The sequence below is a fragment of the Sediminibacterium sp. genome, from assembly GCF_051860225.1.
Taxonomy (GTDB): domain Bacteria; phylum Bacteroidota; class Bacteroidia; order Chitinophagales; family Chitinophagaceae; genus Sediminibacterium.
This window is the reverse complement of record NZ_JBHYEI010000001.1, coordinates 998,613-1,019,554: the sequence shown is the minus strand read 5'-3', so window position 1 is coordinate 1,019,554 and position 20,942 is coordinate 998,613. Positions and strand designations below refer to the sequence as shown.

Genomic DNA, 20,942 nt, shown 5'->3' with positions numbered 1-20,942 from the left:
GTAATGTAAAATCGCTAAAGCAACATTTTACATTTTTCAGTATATTCATACTTCACAATTGCGCCATATGAAAAAGAAAGAAAAAGCTGTTGTATCTACAGACAAACAAGCAGAACAAACCAATTCGCGTAGGTCGTTCTTGCGTAACGCAGGCCTTGCTGCAGCAGGGTTTTACATTATACCTCGTCATGTATTAGGACGTGGATTTACTGCACCCAGTGATAAACTTCAAATAGCAGGTATTGGTGCCGGAGGTAAAGGAGAAAGTGATTTATGGAGTTTCTACAACAGTGGAAAAGCAGATATTGCTTTCTTGTGTGATGTAGACGATAGGCAATCTAAAAAAAGTAGAGAGCGTTATCCCAAAGCAAAATACTATAAAGACTATAGAGAAATGCTCGATAAAGAGCATAAATATTTTGATGCAGTATCAGTATCAACACCTGACCATATGCATGCTATACAAGGCTTAGCAGCTATGCAATTAAATAAGCATGTATATATTCAAAAACCCTTATCACACAATATCTCTGAAGCCAGGGAATTAACAGAAGCTGCACACAAATACAAAGTAGTTACTCAAATGGGTAACCAAGGTGCAAGTGGAGATGGGGTGAGAAAATTAATTGATTGGTACAATGCAGGCTTAATTGGCGATGTACACACCATTTATTGTTATACCGATAGACCAGTATGGCCACAAGGAGTTGGTTGGCCAACAACTAAAGGCAATGTTCCAGAAGGATTAGATTGGAACCTTTGGCAAGGTGTTGCACCTGCTAAAGATTATGTAGATGGCTTATTGCCATTTAACTGGAGAGGCTGGTGGGATTACGGCACCGGTGCATTAGGAGATATGGCTTGTCATATTATGGCCCCTGCTTTTGCGGTGTTAGGATTAGGATATCCTGTTTCTGCAGAGTGTAGTGTTGCCACCAGATATTTACAACCATGGACCCGTGCTTATTATCCAGAGAGCTGCCCAACAGCATCACATATTATCCTAACCTTTAAAGGGCAGAATGGAAAGCCTGATGTAAAACTACATTGGATGGATGGAGGAATTCAACCTGCTCGTCCTGAAGAATTAGGACCAAATGAAATGATGGGAGATGGAGGTAATGGAGCCATTTTTGAAGGCACAAAGGGTAAAATGATCTGTGGCACTTATGGCGCTTTACCTAACTTATTGCCAACCAGCAAAAGCAAAGAATACGATGGTGTGCCACAAACCATTAAGCGTGTGCCCAAGGGCGATAATGGCCACTACGCTGCATGGGTAGAAGCCGCAATTGCAGGATATGGTTCAGCGCAAGCGAAAGAATTAAGTTCCAATTTTGATATTGCAGGTCCTTTAACGGAAAGTGTGTTAATGGGCAACTTAGCCATTCGCAGTTTTGATATTCAAAAGAAATCATCAGGTAGAGTGTCTTACCCTGGCAGAAACATCAAACTGCTTTGGGACGGACCAAACATGAAAATCACCAACTTTGATGAAGCCAATCAGTTTGTAAAAAAAGAATATAGAGCTTTCTAATTTTATTATTTCTATTTTGAATAAACCCACTTTGGATTTTAACAAAGTGGGTTTTATTTTACAATATGGAGCATAAAATACAAGACAGTAAATTGCGTCAATACTTTATACTGCTATTCTTAATAACCCTTTTAAGCAGTGGATGCGGAAGAACGATGTATAAACTGAGCGGAGTCAAAACTGCTAGGGTAGAAAATGCAAGTAGTATTTTAACTTTCATGCAAAGTGAATTTGTTCACTTTGGACAGCCCATATATATCCCAAATCTTGCTTTTGACTCTAGTTTTTTAAATTCTCCATTTAATTCTATTACAAATCGTTTTTTTGATCAACAGGGGATTGAATGGATAGCAAAAGATGGTGACCAAGATGCGTTTCGTTTTTTACATATAGCAAAACAAAAAGATTCTCTAACTACTTACTACGAAAAAATAGATAGTAACAAATCTAACATAATCAAATGGGCTGAATCTTTTCAACAACTGAATGGACAACCTATAAAAGCATCGGATTTACCTTCAGCTGAGTTTACCATTATCATGCCTTGGATGATTTATGCTTACAAAGCACTCTACAAAGAAGAGTTTCAGGAATTAAAAAACATTATTCCAAATTATCCCTCTAAAATTGCTGTTATACAGCCTAATATGGACTTTAATCAAGCTTGGGGTTTACCCTTTGGTGCAAAAATTCCAGTAAAAACCAAATGGAACAGAAAAGAACGGTCAGTTGAAACCACTTATAATATTTTGCCGCTCCTACAAAAAAAGGGCTAGCATTTTTATGCTAACCCTTTATATAGTGTATGCTTTGCTGCAAAAAATTAAATTGAAAAATCCTTCATATAAGCCGCATTTTTTTCAGCACTTTCCATTGGATTGGTTCCAGTGAATGCCTCTTGCTCTATAATATGGTGCTTCATGCCGTATTTCTGTAGTTGACCAAGAATCTTTTTGAAATCTATTTGGCCTTTTCCAATTTGGCAAGACTCAATGCCTTTGGCTGTTTTAGTCTGATCCTTTACATGACATAATCTAAAACGATTCGGGTATTTTTTAGCCCATGCAATGGGATCTTCATTGGCAGCAACCACCCAATAAATATCCATTTCAAAATCTACTAAGCCAGCATCTGTTCCCTCCATCATTACTGTTTGAGGAACTTGACCGTCTAATACTTTGAAGGAATAATCGTGGTTGTGATAAGCAAAACGGATACCGTTTTTCTTACAAATTTCTCCGCTCTTATTAAACTCATCGTTAAAGCGTTTAAAATCTTCAATCGATTTTTGCGCACCTTTATAAGGACAAATCAAATACTTCACTCCAACTTCCGCAGCTTCTGCAGCTTTACGCTCAAAATCAACTGTGTTATTAGAATGAGCAGAAACCAAGTTCATGCCCAAGTCGTCCATATATTTTTTGAACTCAGTATTCTTCCAGCCCCAGAAAAATCCTTTGGGACCCTCAAAACTTTCGATTTGCTTATACCCGTAGGAAGACAGCTTTGCTAAAGTGCCTTTGGCATCTTTCATCATGTCTTCCTTGACTGTCCATAGTTGCAAACCAAATGCAGAAAGCTTTTTTGTTTCACCTAAAGTATTTAGGAAATTAGATTTCCCAATAAAGGGTAAACTTAAACCTGCAGCAGCAAGGCCAGCTGTTTTTAAGAAATCTCTTCTATTATTACTCATACAATTTTTTTAATAGTCAACAAAATGCATTAAAACAAATTTGATGCCACCCATTTAGGTTGCCCAAGCCTTGTCTCCTTTTTTGTATTCAACACAGCCTTCAAACTTGCCTGGCACAGCTACATAACGCAATACTTTTGTAGCACCCACTTCAGAAGTAAAGAAGCCCCATAAAGTAAGCTCTTTCATCATTCTAAAATAATGCGGCATTTCCTCTGGCTTTTTCTTTTCTTGAAAAGCTTTGGCTTCTGCATCTAATTCAGTTAATAATTTGGTGCGCTCTTCTGCACTGGCTTCCATAAAGGCTTTGCCAATTTTTGCTTTTGAATCTTTAAACTTCAATGCGGCCATGCCTTCCATGAATACTTTTGCTTCTTCAGGCTTATAGCAATCTTTTACGATTACCGTCATAAACTCACCTACATTGGCTTCTTTAGCTCCAGGTGTATTGGTTTTAGGTAAGATGGTTTCGGCAACTTCGTTTAAAAAAGCAATGTCTTCTTTAGTAAATGTAAGGGCATCACTTGTTGCAGACTTACAGCCAGACAAAAAAGCCTGCGATCCTAAAATGGTTCCGCCTAATAATAGCGCAACGCTGGATAATGCTTCTCTTCTATTCATCATGATAAATGCGTTTAATGATTTTATAAATTTCCTTTCTTCAATTCGCTCACTGCAAAATCTGCAGCTCTTGCGGTGAATGCCATATAAGTCAATGAGGGGTTCACACATGCAGCTGAAGTCATGAAAGAACCATCGGTTACAAATACGTTTGGTGCATCCCAAATTTGATTGTGCTTATTCACCACAGAAGTTTTAGGATCTGCACCCATTCTTGCTGTACCCATTTCATGAATTCCACGTCCGAGTACTGCATTGGCATCATATCCTTTCACATCCTTAACACCAGCATTGGTAAGCATTTCAATGGCATCTGCCTGCATGTCTTTGCGCATCTTCATTTCATTCTCTTTCAGTTCGGCATCAATTTTCAACACATTCAAACCCCACTTATCTTTTACCGTTTTATCAAGAGTAGCAAAATTTTTATGATCTGGCAATACTTCACCAAATCCCATCATTCCCATACTCCAACCACCAGGCTCAGAAATAGCTTCCTTAAAATCTGCACCAATAGTAAATTCAGCTACTTTGCTTCCCCATCCGCCTCTATTACCACTTCCTTGATAACCAAATCCTCTTAAATAATCACGTTTGTCATTACCAATATTCTGATAACGAGGAATGTATATACCATTAGCCCTTCTTCCGAAAGTATATTTATCTTCATAGCCTTCCATTCTTCCCCCAGCACCTACTCCTAAATGGTGATCCATAATATTATGACCCAACTCACCACTACTACTTCCTAAACCACCTTCCCAAACATCTGTTGCAGAATTCATCAAAATCCAAGCAGAATTTAAAGTGGATGCATTTAAGAATATAATTTTAGCATTGTATACATAAGTCTTATTGGTCTCCGCGTCTAAAATTTCAACGCCAGTTGCACGCTTTTTGTCTTTATCGTATAAAATTTTTGTAACAATGCTCCAAGGTCTTAATGTAAGATTACCTGTTTTCATAGCTGCAGGCAAAGTAGAGCTCTGTGTACTGAAATAGGCACCAAATGGGCATCCCAACCAACATTTGTTTCTAAACTGACAAGCAGATCTGCCCTCTAATTCTTGTGTAATATTTGCCGTACGACCAATAATCATTGCACGTTGGCCCTTATAGTATTCTTTCAATCGCTTAGCAACATCTTTCTCTACACAGGTCATTTCCATAGGAGGCATAAACTGTCCATCGGGTAAAACAGCCAAGCCATCTCTATTACCACTAATGCCTGCAAATTTTTCTACATAGTCATACCATGGCTCAATATCCTTGTAACGAACAGGCCAATCAACTGCAATACCATCTTTAGCATTGGCTTCAAAATCTAAGTCGCTCCAACGATAACTTTGACGACCCCACAATAAAGAGCGCCCACCTACATGATAGCCTCTAAACCAGTCGTATCTTTTTACTTCTACATAAGGACTTTCGGTATCTTTTACCCACATACCATAAGTCTGCTCATTCAAAGGATAATCACGGTTGAGGACTGGATTTTCCGCAATCATTTCCTGCGTTTTTCTTCCGTGGTGCGGATAATCCCAAGCTTCTTTGTTGGCATTCACGTAATCTTTTACGTGCTCAATGTTGCGCCCTCTTTCGAGCATCAGTACTTTTAAGCCTTTCTCAGTTAGCTCTTTTGCTGCCCAGCCTCCGCTGATGCCAGAGCCAATCACAATCGCGTCAAAATTTTGTTCAGCCATGTTGGTGGTTTAAACGTTGATAGATGTTTATAAAAAATTTAAATGTCGCAGATCTCAATTGATTTTTTAAGTGACCCAAGTTTGTCTTTTGCAATTGGTATAAACTCTTGTGCCACATACCCTTTATATCCGGTTGCTACAATTGCTTTCATGATGGCAGGATAATATAATTCTTGTGTTTCATCAATTTCATGTCTTCCGGGAACACCTGCAGTATGATAGTGCGCTATATAGGGAGCTTGTTTAGTTAAGGTTCTGATTACATCACCTTCATTAATTTGCATATGATAGATATCGTACAATAACTTAAAACTTTCTGAGCCAACTGCCTTACATAGATCTACGCCCCAATTAGTGTTATCACACATGTAGTCTTTATGATCCACTTTACTATTAAAAAGTTCCATTACAAGCACAACCCCTCTTTTTTCGGCAAGTGGCATTATTTTTTTCAAGCCCTCCGCACAATTTTTTAACCCAGTTGCATCGTCCATTCCATTTCTATTGCCACTAAAACAAATCAAGTTCTTATAACCCGCATCAGCCACTAAATTAATATGCTGAGTATAATTTTTAATGAGGGTATCATGGTATTGAGGATCGTTCCATCCCTTTACCAGACTAATTTCTGCCCCATTACACATAGTAGACATCAATCCATGTTTCTTTAAAATCGGCCAATCCTTTGGACCTACTAAATCTATACCAGTAATGCCCATTTTTTTAGCCTCAACACATAATTCATCTAATGATAAACCATCAAAACACCAACGACAAACTGAATGATTGATATTTCCTTTCATAGTAGTTGATACAGTAGCACAAGAAGCTAGTGTAGGAATAAGAGGTGCTGATGCTACTGCAACAGAACCTGTAATAATGTTTTTAATGACAGAACGCCTATTCGATGAATTTTTCATATAGCAATTAGAACCCTAATATAATTATTTGTTTGCATCAAAACACTAGGAATTTTATAAATCCTTTAATAACCCGAATCATTCGGTAAACAGATTGCAACAATGATTAATAAGAGTTAAATGAATATAATCGGGGAGAATGTTTAAATTAGTGCTTCTTATAAAATTTCAAATCATTATAAAAAAAATACTATGCCTAGAAAATTAAGAATGGGAATGGTGGGTGGAGGTAAAGATGCTTTCATTGGAGCAATCCACCGTTTGGCTGCCAATATGGATGGACAGATTGAATTGGTTTGCGGAGCGTTGAGTATCAATCCAACCATTGCGCAAGAATCGGGTGAAATGCTCTATTTACCGCAGGATCGTATTTACCTTACTTACGATGAAATGATTACCAAGGAAGCTGCACTTCCAGCAGACAAACGCATGGATTTTGTTACGATTGTAACACCCAATTTTGCTCATTTTGCACCTGCAATGATGGCATTGGAGAATGGGTTTCATGTAGTAATAGAAAAGCCCATCACTTTTACTTTAGATGAAGCAAAACAATTAAAAGCCAAAGTAGCAGAAACTGGGTTAACGCTTTGCTTAACGCATACCTATTCTGGTTACCCAATGGTTAAACAGGCTAAAGCGATGGTAGCAGATGGCGCTTTAGGAAAAATTAGAAAAGTTTGGGTAGAATATCCACAAGGGTGGTTGAGTAAACTCAGCGAAAGAGAAGGCAATGCACAAGCAGCTTGGAGAACCGATCCTAAAAAATCGGGCAAGAGTGGAAGCATGGGCGATATTGGTACACATGCAGCCCATTTAGCAGAATATATAACAGGCGCTCAAATCACCAAACTATGTGCAGATCTCAATACCAAAGTGGAAGGGCGTATGTTAGATGATGATGGTGCAGTATTGTTGCATTTCAGCAATGGCGCATCAGGTGTATTAATGGCATCACAGGTTGCAGCAGGTGAAGAGAATGCATTGAAAATTCGCGTGTATGGAGAAAAAGGCGGATTGGAATGGGCACAAATGGAACCCAATACATTAATAGTAAAATGGTTGGAAGCACCTATGCAAATACTTCGCGCAGGAGCAAATTATACAGATCGTTTATCCAGTTTTGCTACTAGCAATTGCAGAACTCCAGGCGGACATCCAGAAGGATATTTAGAAGCATTTGCCAATATCTATAAAAACTTTACCGCTACTGTTCAAGCAAAAATAGATGGCACTACACCCACCAAAGAACAATTGGATTTTCCAGGTGTAGAAGATGGTATCAGAGGCATGGCATTTATTGACAATGTAGTTGCTTCTGCGCAATCCGATTTAAAGTGGACTGAATATAAAATCTAAATAATGACGAATATAAAAGGACCAGGTATTTTTTTGGCTCAGTTTATGGGCGATACAGCCCCATTTAACTCTTTAGCGTCTATTTGTAAATGGGCTGCATCATTGGGTTTTAAAGGCGTACAAATACCTTCTTGGGATGCGCGTTGTATTGATTTACAAAAAGCTGCAGAAAGCAAAACCTATGCGGATGAAATTAGGGGGATTGTAGCCGCTGCGGGATTAGAAATCACTGAACTATCCACCCACTTACAAGGACAACTGGTAGCCGTAAACCCAGCGTATGATGCGTTATTCGACGGCTTTGCTCCCGAAGGCCTGAGAGGAAACCCTAGTGCAAGAACTGAATGGGCAGTGCAACAATTAAAGTATGCTGCCAAAGCTTCACAAAATCTAGGACTCAATGCCCACGCTACTTTCAGCGGAGCATTATTGTGGCAAACCGTTTACCCTTGGCCTCAAAGACCAGCAGGATTGGTAGAAACAGGATTTACTGAACTGGCAAAAAGATGGATGCCAATACTCAACGAATTTGATGCACATGGAGTAGACTTGTGTTATGAAATTCATCCAGGAGAAGACTTACACGATGGTGTTACCTATGAAATGTTTCTTGAAAAAGTAAACCATCACCCACGTGCTTGTTTGTTATACGATCCCTCCCATTTTGTACTACAGTGCTTAGACTATAAAGCCTATATAGATCATTATCATGAACGAATTAAAATGTTTCATGTTAAAGATGCAGAATTTAATCCAACAGGTAAACAAGGAGTTTATGGTGGATACCAAGGTTGGGTAGACAGAGCAGGGCGCTTTAGATCATTAGGAGATGGGCAAGTAGATTTCAAAACCATCTTTAGTAAATTGGCTCAATACAATTATACTGGTTGGGCAGTGATGGAATGGGAATGTGCATTGAAGCATCCTGAAACAGGCGCAGCAGAAGGAGCACCATTTATTCAGCAGCATATCATTCGAGTAACCGATAAAACATTTGATGATTTTGCTGGAACCGGATCAGACGAAAATTTTAATAAAAAAATATTAGGTATCAACTAACTTTAACTTGTGCGCACGAAAAGTGTTGCGATTATAAATTTTAAATAAACGATTATGAAAAAGTACTTAGTGCTGTTTGCCATCACAGGATTAGTAGCTGCAGCTTGCGGCGGTAGTGAAGAAAAGAAAGAAGAAAAAGCTGCAGAAACTGCACCAGCAGCAGCTCCAGTGGCAGATTTAAGCAGTAATCCTGACTACACCAAAGGATTAGAATTAGTGGGTAAATCTGATTGCTTAACCTGCCATAAAGTAAATGATAAATTGATTGGACCATCTTATAAAGATGTTGCCAACAAATACGAAGCAACGGATGAAAACATCAGTATGCTAGCTGGTAAAATCATAAAAGGTGGTAAAGGTGTATGGGGTGAAGTACCCATGACACCACATCCACAAGTGAGTGAAGAAGATGCAAAAGCAATGGTGAAATACGTTTTATTACTTAAGTAATTTACATGACTAATCTACTATGGATCACTACCATTGCAGTTGCATTGGTATCAACACCGGTAATAAAGAAAAATTTATCTGCTTCCGTAAATGAGTCTGCAGCAGTTTCTTCAACGCGTACTAATTACTCAAAAGGTAAGTGGATCAAATTGTTTGATGGAAAAACCACCAACGGTTGGAAAACCTATGCGAAAGACAGTATTGGGGGTGCATGGAAAGTACAAGACGGTGTTTTGTATTTAGATTCCAAAGCTAAAAAAGAACAGAAACTAGGAGGTGGTGATATTATTCATGAAAAATCATTTGGAAATTTTCATTTGAAATTAGAATGGAAGATTTCACCAAATGGAAATAGCGGCATCATATTTTGGGCACAGAATGATCCATCTAAATACAAAGCAGTTTGGCATACAGGTCCTGAAATGCAAGTATTAGACAATGGTGGACATCCCGACGCAAAAATTAGAAAACACCGCGCTGGCGATTTATATGATTTAATTGAAGGACCAGACACTGCCGTTAAACCAGTAGGTGAATGGAACAAAACAGAAATCATTGCAAAAGATGGAACACTTGAATTAAAACTCAATGGCGTAACCACTGTTAAAACCAGTTATGGAGATGAAATTTGGTACAGCTTAATAGGCAATAGCAAATTCAAAACCATGCCAGCATTTGGAAGAAATTTCAGCGGACATATTGCGTTACAAGATCATGGTGATGATGTATGGTTCCGCAATATCCAAATTAGAGAATTATAATGTCGACCCTGAACCACGAGTACTTTATGCAACAAGCATTGAAGGAAGCCCAAGCAGCTTTTGATGCCGATGAAGTACCCGTGGGCGCAGTGGTGGTAATGAACAATCAAATTATTGCAAGGGCACACAATCAAGTAGAACTATTAAACGATTCTACAGCCCACGCAGAAATTCTTGCACTTACTTCTGCTTACAGCTCACTCGGTGCAAAGTATTTACCTGAAGCTACTTTATATGTTACTGTTGAACCCTGCATTATGTGTTGCGGAGCCATCTACTGGGGCAAAATAGGCAGCATTGTTTATGGTGCTTCAGATGAAAAAAATGGTTATCGTCATCTCACTAAAGAGCAATGGCCTTTTCATCCTAAGACTGAATTAATCGCCGGCATTCTTGAAGCAGACTGTGCTTTTTTAATGAAGTCTTTTTTTAGATCGAAGCGATAACTGCTTCAACTTACTCAGTCTTACTCAAACAAACCCTTCGCTCGCGGCCGATTATTGCATTTACTTATTATAACTTACTCAAACCCTGCTCAAACAATCACTTCATTCGCTGCCGATTATTGCATTTACTTATTCTATGGCTTACTAATACATGCAATAATCGAATGCTCATTTTCGTGATTGTTTGAGCAATGATTGAATCTGTTGCAGTGAGTAATTTGATATTAAAGCTTTAATTTAACTTATGATTAAATGGACTTTACTACTACTTACATTCAATTTCTATCCGAAAGAAAGTATGAAAGAAATTTATCGTTTTTCAGCTAAATCAAATTTAAGAGAATGGAGAATTGTAAATGATGGGGTAATGGGTGGAATATCCAAGAGCAATCTTTTGATTACTAATGAAGGTTATGGTCAATTTTCTGGTCATGTTTCTTTGGAAAATAATGGAGGATTCGCATCCATTCAATTGAATCAATCCACCACTATTCCTGATGAAATTAAATACATTGTTTTACGAGTGAAAGGAGATGGCAAGCAATATGAATTTAGACTCAAGAATGATTTGTATCAGTCTGTGTCTTATGTACACCCATTTAAAACTTCAGGAGAATGGGAAATCATTCGATTAGCCATTAGCGAATTTTATCCGCAGTTTTTTGGTCAAAAATTAAATAGACCCAATTTCAATTACAAAAATATTGAGCAAATCAGCTTTTTAATTTCAAATAAAAAAGAAGAAGATTTTAAGTTATTAATTGATAATATAAGCATGAATTAAATCATGAGAATTCTAATTGCATTCGTACTTTTTATCTCATGTACCACTAGTCGTGTGCATGAAAATCCAGACAATAATCCAGAAGCATATTTCATTAGAAAAGTGCTCTTGCGATTTCAAACAAAAGGATCTATTGTGCTGATTCCGATGGAAACTAAGGACATTAAAATGGTTACGGAAGACACAGAAAGAGAAAGACAATTCTGGCATATTCTGGGAAAGTCTTTTCCAGAAACGGCAAAAGATAGTTTACCCAAAATAGTAGCCAGCGCACCTTGGCTTAATAAAAACATTCGCTTAAAAGACTTTACAATCCACTTCCCCAAGCTAAGCAGCGCCACCGAATCAGAACACTATAGAGCCATTACAAAGAAATTTCACTACGTTCCTGTATATTATGTAAGCAACCCAGTATATTCAAAAGACAGGAATACTTTCATCGTTTATATATATTCACCAGAATCAGGTGCAATGACGATTGTAATTAAAAAGAATGCTAAAGGTATTTGGTATACTGATACTGCGATTTCAGAATATTTGATTTAGAAACACAAATAATTTTCATCTTGAAAACAAAAAAACAGGTCGTAGTCTTTAATATCTTAATTATTGCAGTCTTATTTATTATAGGTGCAGATTGGGCAAATGAAAGAATTCGTATTCTTTTTCACAGCTATTTTGCAGACATTGCTATCCCATTTGGATACTATATGCTATTGTTTCTTGTAGAAGATCAATTCAAGAGACTCCAAAAATGGCACTCAAAAGCATTGGCCATTTTTCTACTTTGTTCAATCTCAGAAACACTACAATATTTCGGTATTTACGCACTCGCCCGTGTCTTTGACCCTTTAGATTTTATCATGTATGCAGCAGGTGGTTTATTGGCGGCCTTTTTTGACAGAATCATTTTCAAAAGACTTTTTAGTTTTTGGTAAACCCTGAATAAATAAAAAACGAATCCGAAAACCATTTAAACCCTATTTATGTCATGTATAAAAAAGTAGTTTTTTTCGTCCTATTCTCATTAATTGCTGAGCTGTCAGCGGGACAAGTTGTTGAACTTAAAGAATTAAATCCTCAAATTGAGTTTTCAAAAGACACTTCTCTCATAGGACAAGTATTAATGAAACGAATGAAAAAAGATTATACCACAGTTGGCATGAATAAAGCTATACAAGAGATGGCTTCCTCTTATGACCAATTGCTCAATAAATATTATAACAGGCTTTTAAAACTATTAAAGCTTCAAGATAAAACAACACTTGTGACTGCACAAAAAGCTTGGTTGCAATTCAGAGATACAGAATCTAAATTAATCAGAACCCTCTCTAAAGATGAATACTCAGGAGGAGGTACAATACAATCAAATATCGTAACAAGTTCTTATGCTGATCTAGTTGTAAAAAGATGCATAGACATTTATAATTACTATAATAATATTGTACAATCAAGTAAATAAAGAAATAATCAGATGTTTAAAATATTAACTTCAAGTACCTTTTTTCTCTTTTGGTCTCTGTCAGCTGTTGCACAAAGCAACACGAAAAATTCAGTTGATTCTTTAGGTATTATGAAATGGCTATCAAAAAGCTTTTCATTCAATAAACCAGACACTGGATTTATTCATTTATCAGAAGGGAATGGCTATTCTAATAAGAACATTGGCGCTACTATAAAATATATTACTTTCCCAAGTCTGTATTCCAAAACTAAAGCTGAGTTCTTAGAGGAGAAATCAACTGAGACATCATTAATATTAAATATTGAATATCACAAAGTAAATAATCAGGAAGCTGTAAGCATAATAAGAGAAGAGATAAGTCCTGATCAATTACAATATGAAAATTTTATCACTATTACTACCATCATGGGATTTGAGAATATATCCATTTGCATTATAGGCGCATATCCCAAATCAAAAGATAGCTTACTAAGAAAAAAGTACATAGAAGCTAGTTTAACTTTAAAACAGGAATAAGGACTGTTAAAAACAGACGATAATACACATAATTTACTCGAGTAATCACGTGGATGAGCATTCGAGGAGTACCATTTCACGCAAATATGAAGGATGTATGTGCTCAAACAATCACGTGAATGAGCATTCGATTATTGCATGAATTAGTACGCCTTAGAATGAGTAGATGCAATAATCGGCAGCGAATGAAGTGATTGTTTGAGTAAGGGCATGCAATAATCGGCAGCGAACGTGGAATTTTACTCAGCTAATACTTAGATAATGTCGAATTCCGAAACAAATCCCCCCTTTAACACCTAGTTAAACCAATGCAGCTTAAATTTGTAATCTATTATTATACCATTTAAACAGATAAATATGTCATTTACACTAGCACCTTTACCCTACGCACACGATGCACTAGAACCGCATATTGATACCACTACCATGCAGATTCACCATGGTAAGCATCACCAAGCATACGTAGACAATTTAAACAAAGCCATAGCTGGTACCCCCAACGAAGGCAAGTCTATTGAAGAATTGGTACAGGCAGCTGGCAGCATTAGCCCAGCAGTTCGTAACAACGGCGGTGGCCATTGGAACCATACTTTTTTCTGGGAAAGCTTAGCTGCAAATGCAGGTGGAACCCCAACAGGCGCTTTAGCAGAAGCAATTGATGCTGCTTTTGGATCATTTGATGCATTCAAAGAAAAATTTGCTGCAGCAGGTATGACTCGTTTTGGTAGCGGTTGGGCCTGGTTGATTGTAAAAGAGGGAAAATTAGAAGTAAGTTCTACTCCAAACCAAGACAATCCTTTGATGGATGTTGCGGAAGTAAAAGGCACACCAATTTTAGGAGCCGATGTTTGGGAACACGCTTATTATTTAAAATACCAGAATCGCAGAGCCGACTATTTAGCTGCATTCTGGAATGTAGTAAACTGGAGCAAAGTTGCTGAACGTTTTGCAGCAGCTAAATAAATAAAAATCATGTATTTTCACATCACGCTGTAGCAAACTGCAGCGTGATTTTTTTTAAATCAACTTATATGAAAAACTTACTCGTGTTTATTTTAGTTAGCAGTTTATTAATTGCGTGTGCTGGAAATGATAAAACAATTATCATCATGAGCAAAGGAGAAGCAGCGGTAGACTTAAACGCGGGTACCATACAAGCAAAAGATGGCGCGGGTCATGAAGAAAAATTAGTAGCGGTTAATAAAGCCGATATCAGTTTTAAATTAAACACCCCAGCAGGCGAAGCTTCTGTTCAATTAAAAGAAAATGGCTTGTATATCATCAATGTAAAGAATGATACCATTATTGGTAGCTATCAACAGTACTCAAGCGCAGGCCAGGCTCAGAAAGTAATTACTCAAGAAAGCCTTGTTCAAAAAATAGATTCATTACAACAATTAAGTCAAGGAAAAAATGTTTCTGCGGCTAATAGAAATTTTTTCATCCTTCCTAACCAAGCAACATTTATTACTGCGAATGCACAAGCACAAGTGGTAGGACCTTATCATCAGATGCGTTCTGCAGAAAAAATAGATGGAAAAGATCCGGAGATTTATCGTTTCTACAGCATCAAAGAAATTAGAGAAATGATTGCCAAACTGCAAGCGCTCACAGTTGCACCTGAATAGCTTTAGCTTTTTTTAGGCGTCTTTTAAAATGGATTGGAGCAGCATTATGGTAAAGGATCCCAGCCAGAACCTCCGCCAGGTCTGCATTTGCTGAGTCTTTTAATCAACAACCATCCCCCTTTAAGCAAACCGTATTTTTTCAATGCTTCTTCTCCATATTGGGAACAGGTTGGAACAAATCTGCACTTGGGTCCCATTACAGGAGAAATAATGTATTGGTAAATTTTAATAAAAGGAATGAATAAATATCCAAGCAACCGCGTAATAGAAAAGCTATTTAGCTGCTGGTATTTTTTTGTAGTGGTATGATTACAGCTGCTGCACATTCGGAGTTGGTTCACTAATTTTTCGGATTAATTTTTCCAAGGTTTTTTCCATTGCAATATGTAAGTCAGCAAACACGGGCAACTCCTTTCCAATATATAAAAAGAACACATTGAGTTGCTGTTGACTTGATGCAACACTAGAATAAAGTGGTTGCTTCTGTGTACGGTAAACTTCTCGCAACAAACGCTTTACTTTATTTCTATCGTGTGCTTTTTTAAAAATTCGTGAACTAACACCAACCCCTGCTTGAACCAAAGCCGCATCAGAAACTGATACATCAGCAACTGTATAAAATACCTTTATCGGAAAAACACTGAACGACTTACCCTTGGCAAATAATTGCTCCAGTGCTTTTCTGCTCTTGAGTTTTTCTTGCTTTGAATAAGTATTGTTTGTTGTCATTGATTACAAAACTAAAAAAGCTCCGTCACAAAGACGGAGCTTAATATGATCGTGCCCTACAACATTCAACAGAATGCTGTACCCTAAAGGGTGTGGCGGATTACTTTAATCCTTTTTCGCTAGAAACAGTAAGTTTCTTGCGTCCTTTCGCTCTGCGGCTTGCCAGTACTTTACGGCCATTAGCAGACTCCATACGTTTACGGAAACCGTGTACGGTTTTACGACGACGCTTGTGTGGTTGGAATGTACGTTTCATTGATGTCTTTTTTTACTAACCCTAAAATATGGTTTCATTTCATTGCTGCAGTCACCATACCGCCGCTTGTGAAAGGACGGCAAAATTAAGTAAAAAAGGTTAATGACCCAACACTATATGCTCCGATTTAAGGGATTTTCCGAAGAAAATGGCCCCTTTTTCATCAAAATCGGTAGTTGAATCAGTTGTACAGAACCTAATATGCCTGTTTTTAGAACAATTATCCGCCATTGCAGGATGTCTATCAAGGTAATTAGCCAAACTTTGGGCAACAATTTCACCCTGTGCAACCACTTGAATATGTGCAGGAAGATTAGCTTCTATTTTCGGGATTAACAAAGGATAATGGGTGCATGCCAATAAAATAGTATCAATCGCAGGTGATTGACCCAATAACTGCCCCAAACTATCTTTTACAAAATAGTCTGCCCCAGCCCCTCCATGCTCACCATTTTCAATTAATGGGACCCACATAGGGCATGCTTGTTGAAACACGGTCATATCAGGAAAAAAATGGGCAATCTCTAACACATAACTCTCACTATTAACCGTACCCTTAGTGGCTAACACACCAAGCTGCCCAGACTCCGAAAAACGACCGATCACTTCAGCGGTGGGTCTAATCACCCCTAATACCCTTTTAGAAGGTCCAAATGCAGCTAAATTTCTTTGTTGAATCGTTCTTAAAGCTTTGGCTGAAGCGGTATTACAAGCCAAGACTACTAATTCGCATCCTTGACTAAAAAACCATTGAACCGCTTCTAAAGTGTATTGGTAAACCGTATCAAAAGATCGGGTACCATAAGGCGCACGCGCATTGTCCCCTAAATACAAGTAATCGTAATCGGGCAACTGATGAACCAATTCTTTTAAAATGGTTAACCCACCATATCCACTATCAAAAACACCAATAGGACAATTTTGCTGCATGGGTTAAAGATAAAAACAAAAACCTCTCTGAAACAATTCAGAGAGGTCGTATTCTTTGCTTCTTAAAACAAGAAGTAATTATAATTTGAATTATCCTTTACCTGCAGGCTTAGCAGCTGGCTTTGTTGGAGCAGAACCGCTTCCAGATGCAGCTTTCCATGCATCTTCAATTTCTTTAGGTAATGCCAACTTTAATTTTTGAGCAGCACGTATAGTAATATTATCTAATAAATTAGGCGTTCCATAAGGAGAAATAACTTCAGCTTTTAATACAATAGTGTATTTCTGCTCAGCAATAACTTCTTGAACAGCTGTATATAATCTTTGTCTGAATGGCCCAACAAGCTCTTCGTATTTAGCTTGCTCCATTTGCTGAGAATATTCTTGCCAGTTTACCAATTTGTAACGCAATTGTAATAATTCTCTAGTTGCTAATTCTCTAGCTTTAGCAGGCATTGTAGCAGAATCTTTTTTAAAGATGCTGTCTCTGCGCTGAAAGTCTGCCACATTGTATTTGTATTCTTCTTGTAAAGAATCTAATCTGTAGCTATTTAATAAGGTATCAATCTTAGCAATACCAGGAAATAATGAAAGAGCTGCTTGCTCATCAAAGTATCCTATTTTAACCTGTGCACTTGCGCTGTTAGAAAAAAGTGTAACCGCTGCAAAAGCCACACACACGAAGAGAAATTTTTTCATTGTAATGAAATTTATTGTTTGTTTTTGATTGACTAGTTTTTAATACCCAATTCTCGTAAAACCTCATCCGATTTATCCAGTTTTGGGTCGGCAAATATAACGGTAATTCCTTCACTTTTATCTAAGATAAAATCATAAACCCTTGCTACGGCTATTTTTTGAATAGCATTGTATACTTTATCTTGGATAGGTTTAACTAATTTTTGGCGCTCTTTAAACAAATCTCCTTCATAACCGAAGCGCTTCTTTTGCAAATCGCGAATCTCTTTTTCCTTTACGAATAGTTCATCTTCGCGCTTTTTCTTTAATTCATCAGTAAGCATGATTTGCTCAGCCTCATAATTCTTGTACATTTTATCTAAAACAGTCTGCTTATCATCAATCTCTTTTTGCCACTGTTCACCAACCAACTGCAGCTTTTTATCTGCATCCCTGTATTCTGGAATCTTACTCAGGATATACTTTGTGTCAATAATAGCATAACGCTGTTGTGCTAGAGCAACTGTGGAAAGCAATAAAATTGTAGTGACCGTTAATAGAATTTTTTTCATACCTAATTTTTTATGGTTATTCAGGTTCAAATCCAAGCATAAAGGTAAAGCGTGCTGCATCCCTTAATTGGTTGGTACCATTAAACCTATCCAATCCTATGCCATAATCGAATCCAAGTAATCCAAACATAGGTAAAAAGAAGCGCATACCCACACCCACAGAGCGTCTTAGCTGGAAAGGATTATAATCTTTAAAGGAATACCAACCGTTGGCCGCTTCAAAAAAGGCCAATCCAAAAATGGTACTGCTGGGGTTTAAACTCAGCGGATACCTCATTTCCATGGTATATTTATTAAAAATGGTAAAGTACTGACTAGCTCTTTGTTGATCTGGGTTTACCCGTGGATTAGAGTTGTCATAAACAGGGTAACCTCTATGGGCCACAATATCAAACCCTAATAAAGCAAATTGGTTGGTTAATCCAGCATCCCCCACTTGGAATCTTTCGAAAGGAGAAATTTGAAGTTTTTCGTTAAATCTTCCCACAAATCCAAATTTGGCAGCGAAACGCATTACAAACTGCTTGTTACGATCTTCTCCATGAGGTTTGCCCAATGGAACAAACCACTCCCCATTAAAACGCCACTTATGATATTCAATCCATTTGTATGGATTATCTGCAGGATTAAAGCTGCTATTAATTAAGGAGTAAGGAGGAGTAATTTGTAAACTAGCCATGAAATTTGAACCCGTTTTCGGGAACATCGGCTGGTCTATAGAAGAACGCTGTAAAGAAATTCTAAAGTTTAGGTTATTTACGATACCATTATCAAAACCAGGTAAGTTGGTAGGGTCAATGGCATAGTTACTCAACTTATAACGGGTATAGTTCAATCCCATTGAAAGAGAGAAATAGTCATCAGGCCACTTCAATTGTTTGGCTATACTGGCTGTTGCACCTGTGGTAGAAATATATCGTTGGCTAGCGATATTAGGATCAAACCTTCCCGTGAGTGGATCAAATGTTTGCCCAAATTTGGTATTAAAAACACTTACCGTCAAGGCATTTCTTTTTTTACCCCCCAACCATGGTTCAGTAAAGGAGAAGTTATAAGAACGAAATGCTCTACCATTACTTTGTACACGCAAACTCAACTTTTGCCCATCTCCCATAGGTAATGGATCCCAAGCTGTTTTCTTAAATAAGTTTTTAGCAGAGAAGTTATTGAAAGAGACCCCTAGCGTACCAGTTAATCCAATTAGTCCTCCCCAACCGGCACTTAATTCTAACTGATCACTCGATTTTTCTTCTACACTATAGTTAATATCGACTGTACCGTCTTCTTGATTTGGTACGGGATTGGGGGTGATTTTTTCTTGGTTAAAATAATTCAACTGAGCCAATTCACGTACCGAGCGAATCAATAATTGACGACTGAATTTTTCACCTGGGATAGTTCTGATTTCTCTTCTGATTACATACTCTTTGGTACGATCATTTCCTGCAATACGAACATTCTTGATGGTTGCTTGTGGACCTTCAATAATTCTGATTTCAAAATCGATTGTATCATTGTATACCGCTGTTTCAATAGGTTCTGTCCTAAAAAACAAATAACCATCATCTTGATACAACCCACTAATATCAGCACCGTCAGGTGAAGAAGATTTTCCTAGTTTTTTATTTAAAACATCTAGGTTATAAATATCGCCTTTACGGATTCCGAGAATAGTCGTTAAAATGGAGTCTGAATATTTGGTATTTCCCCTCCAACTAATATTTCCAAAATAGTATTTGCGCCCCTCATTCATTTTGAGGTCAATATTCAAGTTTCCGTTTCCAACACTATAAACAGTATCTTTTTCAATGACAGCATCTCTATACCCTAATGTATTGTAAAATTCCAGCACCGACTCTTTGTCTTCGGTATATTTTTTCTCATCAAATTTGGCAGAGCTGAATTTAATTCTAACATAAGGATCCATAACCCTTTTGGTTTTGCTAAAGGTTAAATATCCACGCTCTTTTAAGTACTCTTCAAAAGTGTAATGTTTAGGGACAACAATTCTGCCGCTGTCCATCACAGGGAACAAGGTTAAACGTGATCTTTCTTTAGATCCTTTAAATTGCTTTTTTACCTTGGCTTCATCAACAGTGATATTACCCAAATTAATATTATTAATTTTTACTTTGGGGCCTTTATCAATGAAAAAATCAAGTGCTAGTGTGTTTTCGAAAGTAGTGTCTTTTCTCTCTGCAATTTTAACCTTAGTATCTCTATACCCTTTTTCAGCAAAAAATTTCTGAATTACTTCTGTTGCAGTAATCTTCATATTTTCTGTTACAACACGATTAGGAACCAGCCCTGTTTTTCCTCTAATTTCATCAGCCTGTCCTTTTGGTATGCCTTTGAAATAGAAATTTGATAAACGAGGGCGCTCTGTTACTGAAATTTCTACATCAATTTCTTTCCCATCAAGTTTAGTGATAAAAATTTCAACATCACTAAAATAGTTTTGACTCCATAATTTGGTAATGGCTTTAGAAAAATTATCTCCACCTGGAATAGTTACTTCATCACCTACATTCAAATTAGCTATAGAAATCAATAAGTTTTCATCAAAAAAACGATTCCCGACCACTTTAATCGCTGCTATCCTATATTTCTTGGGCGTCTTTTGATTAAAAAGGTTAATCAAATCTGCGTCAATAGAGCGGATGGTTGTATCGGAGGTTTCTTGTGCAAAAGCAGGTTTTGTAAATAATAAAACAACTAAAGCGAACAATGATAATTTAAACACTTTCTGCATCCCGTTTTTGTTTGTTCTGTTGGCGGTTGGTTAAATCCGCACACGCAGCAATTAATTTGGTTCTATAAGCTGGGCAAATTACC

The 20,942-nt window shown here is 37.4% G+C and carries 25 protein-coding genes; 14 read left to right on the top strand and 11 right to left on the bottom strand.

What is annotated here, in order from left to right:
- Positions 1–67 precede the first annotated feature (67 nt).
- The gene (locus ACTIEI_RS04360) at positions 68–1,537 is read left to right on the top strand and encodes a Gfo/Idh/MocA family protein (protein WP_439505061.1); all 1,470 of its coding nucleotides are present in this window, start codon (positions 68–70) and stop codon (positions 1,535–1,537) included.
- A 65-nt stretch (positions 1,538–1,602) separates the two neighbouring features.
- A complete protein-coding gene (locus ACTIEI_RS04355; protein WP_439505060.1) occupies positions 1,603–2,313 on the top strand; it encodes a hypothetical protein in 711 nt (236 codons plus the stop codon).
- A 47-nt stretch (positions 2,314–2,360) separates the two neighbouring features.
- On the opposite strand, the gene ACTIEI_RS04350 is transcribed toward ACTIEI_RS04355, so the two are convergent.
- From ACTIEI_RS04350 to ACTIEI_RS04335, 4 genes are read right to left on the bottom strand one after another with little or no spacing between them, the layout of a single operon-like run.
- Positions 2,361–3,230: a TIM barrel protein gene (locus ACTIEI_RS04350; RefSeq protein ID WP_439505059.1), complete on the bottom strand. Its 870-nt coding sequence runs from the start codon at positions 3,228–3,230 to the stop codon at positions 2,361–2,363.
- Between the two features lie 54 nt (positions 3,231–3,284).
- Positions 3,285–3,854 (bottom strand): gluconate 2-dehydrogenase subunit 3 family protein, encoded by a 570-nt coding sequence (locus tag ACTIEI_RS04345; RefSeq protein WP_439505058.1) that lies wholly within the window; start codon positions 3,852–3,854, stop codon positions 3,285–3,287.
- Positions 3,855–3,874: 20 nt separating this feature from the next.
- Entirely contained in the window at positions 3,875–5,554 is a 1,680-nt protein-coding gene (locus ACTIEI_RS04340) for a GMC oxidoreductase (protein WP_439505057.1), read from the bottom strand.
- Between the two features lie 38 nt (positions 5,555–5,592).
- Positions 5,593–6,474 carry a hydroxypyruvate isomerase family protein gene (locus ACTIEI_RS04335; protein WP_439505056.1) on the bottom strand — a complete coding sequence of 294 codons (882 nt, stop codon included), beginning with the start codon at positions 6,472–6,474 and terminating at the stop codon, positions 5,593–5,595.
- Positions 6,475–6,666: 192 nt separating this feature from the next.
- Here ACTIEI_RS04335 and ACTIEI_RS04330 point away from each other — a divergent pair, with 192 nt between their 5' ends.
- The 12 genes from ACTIEI_RS04330 to ACTIEI_RS04275 all read left to right on the top strand — a co-directional run bounded on the left by ACTIEI_RS04330 (position 6,667) and on the right by ACTIEI_RS04275 (position 14,942).
- Entirely contained in the window at positions 6,667–7,833 is a 1,167-nt protein-coding gene (locus ACTIEI_RS04330) for a Gfo/Idh/MocA family protein (protein ID WP_439505055.1), read from the top strand.
- A 3-nt stretch (positions 7,834–7,836) separates the two neighbouring features.
- Positions 7,837–8,892, top strand: coding sequence for a sugar phosphate isomerase/epimerase family protein (locus ACTIEI_RS04325; RefSeq protein ID WP_439505054.1), 1,056 nt, complete (start codon positions 7,837–7,839; stop codon positions 8,890–8,892).
- A gap of 54 nt (positions 8,893–8,946) precedes the next feature.
- Positions 8,947–9,342, top strand: coding sequence for a c-type cytochrome (locus tag ACTIEI_RS04320; protein ID WP_439505053.1), 396 nt, complete (start codon positions 8,947–8,949; stop codon positions 9,340–9,342).
- A gap of 5 nt (positions 9,343–9,347) precedes the next feature.
- Positions 9,348–10,103: a 3-keto-disaccharide hydrolase gene (locus ACTIEI_RS04315; RefSeq protein WP_439505052.1), complete on the top strand. Its 756-nt coding sequence runs from the start codon at positions 9,348–9,350 to the stop codon at positions 10,101–10,103.
- A complete protein-coding gene (locus tag ACTIEI_RS04310; RefSeq protein ID WP_439505051.1) occupies positions 10,103–10,549 on the top strand; it encodes a nucleoside deaminase in 447 nt (148 codons plus the stop codon). The genes ACTIEI_RS04315 and ACTIEI_RS04310 overlap by 1 nt, the downstream gene beginning before the upstream one ends.
- Positions 10,550–10,793: 244 nt before the next feature.
- Complete coding sequence (locus ACTIEI_RS04305; RefSeq protein ID WP_439505050.1) at positions 10,794–11,333, top strand: CIA30 family protein; 540 nt, start codon at positions 10,794–10,796, stop codon at positions 11,331–11,333.
- A gap of 3 nt (positions 11,334–11,336) precedes the next feature.
- Complete coding sequence (locus ACTIEI_RS04300; protein WP_439505049.1) at positions 11,337–11,879, top strand: hypothetical protein; 543 nt, start codon at positions 11,337–11,339, stop codon at positions 11,877–11,879.
- Positions 11,880–11,899: 20 nt separating this feature from the next.
- Complete coding sequence (locus ACTIEI_RS04295) at positions 11,900–12,271, top strand: hypothetical protein (RefSeq protein WP_439505048.1); 372 nt, start codon at positions 11,900–11,902, stop codon at positions 12,269–12,271.
- Between the two features lie 53 nt (positions 12,272–12,324).
- Positions 12,325–12,795 carry a lysozyme inhibitor LprI family protein gene (locus tag ACTIEI_RS04290; RefSeq protein ID WP_439505047.1) on the top strand — a complete coding sequence of 157 codons (471 nt, stop codon included), beginning with the start codon at positions 12,325–12,327 and terminating at the stop codon, positions 12,793–12,795.
- 12 nt (positions 12,796–12,807) lie between these two features.
- A complete protein-coding gene (locus ACTIEI_RS04285; protein WP_439505046.1) occupies positions 12,808–13,314 on the top strand; it encodes a hypothetical protein in 507 nt (168 codons plus the stop codon).
- A 357-nt stretch (positions 13,315–13,671) separates the two neighbouring features.
- Positions 13,672–14,277 (top strand): superoxide dismutase, encoded by a 606-nt coding sequence (locus ACTIEI_RS04280; protein ID WP_439505045.1) that lies wholly within the window; start codon positions 13,672–13,674, stop codon positions 14,275–14,277.
- A gap of 68 nt (positions 14,278–14,345) precedes the next feature.
- Positions 14,346–14,942, top strand: a complete 597-nt coding sequence (locus ACTIEI_RS04275; protein WP_439505044.1) for a hypothetical protein — start codon at positions 14,346–14,348, stop codon at positions 14,940–14,942.
- 44 nt (positions 14,943–14,986) lie between these two features.
- Here the strand turns inward: ACTIEI_RS04275 and yidD are convergent, their stop codons facing one another.
- From yidD to ACTIEI_RS04240, 7 genes are all read right to left on the bottom strand, one after another.
- Positions 14,987–15,268: a membrane protein insertion efficiency factor YidD gene (yidD, locus tag ACTIEI_RS04270; RefSeq protein ID WP_439505043.1), complete on the bottom strand. Its 282-nt coding sequence runs from the start codon at positions 15,266–15,268 to the stop codon at positions 14,987–14,989.
- Positions 15,252–15,671: a ribonuclease P protein component gene (locus tag ACTIEI_RS04265; RefSeq protein ID WP_439505042.1), complete on the bottom strand. Its 420-nt coding sequence runs from the start codon at positions 15,669–15,671 to the stop codon at positions 15,252–15,254. Before ACTIEI_RS04265 ends, yidD begins: the two co-directional genes overlap by 17 nt.
- A gap of 100 nt (positions 15,672–15,771) precedes the next feature.
- Positions 15,772–15,927, bottom strand: a complete 156-nt coding sequence (gene rpmH, locus ACTIEI_RS04260; protein ID WP_071840084.1) for a 50S ribosomal protein L34 — start codon at positions 15,925–15,927, stop codon at positions 15,772–15,774.
- A gap of 99 nt (positions 15,928–16,026) precedes the next feature.
- Complete coding sequence (gene murI / locus ACTIEI_RS04255; protein WP_439505041.1) at positions 16,027–16,857, bottom strand: glutamate racemase; 831 nt, start codon at positions 16,855–16,857, stop codon at positions 16,027–16,029.
- Between the two features lie 90 nt (positions 16,858–16,947).
- Complete coding sequence (locus tag ACTIEI_RS04250; RefSeq protein ID WP_439505040.1) at positions 16,948–17,556, bottom strand: OmpH family outer membrane protein; 609 nt, start codon at positions 17,554–17,556, stop codon at positions 16,948–16,950.
- A gap of 32 nt (positions 17,557–17,588) precedes the next feature.
- Positions 17,589–18,107 (bottom strand): OmpH family outer membrane protein, encoded by a 519-nt coding sequence (locus ACTIEI_RS04245; protein WP_439505039.1) that lies wholly within the window; start codon positions 18,105–18,107, stop codon positions 17,589–17,591.
- 16 nt (positions 18,108–18,123) lie between these two features.
- Positions 18,124–20,859: a BamA/OMP85 family outer membrane protein gene (locus ACTIEI_RS04240; RefSeq protein WP_439505038.1), complete on the bottom strand. Its 2,736-nt coding sequence runs from the start codon at positions 20,857–20,859 to the stop codon at positions 18,124–18,126.
- Positions 20,860–20,942 lie beyond the last annotated feature (83 nt).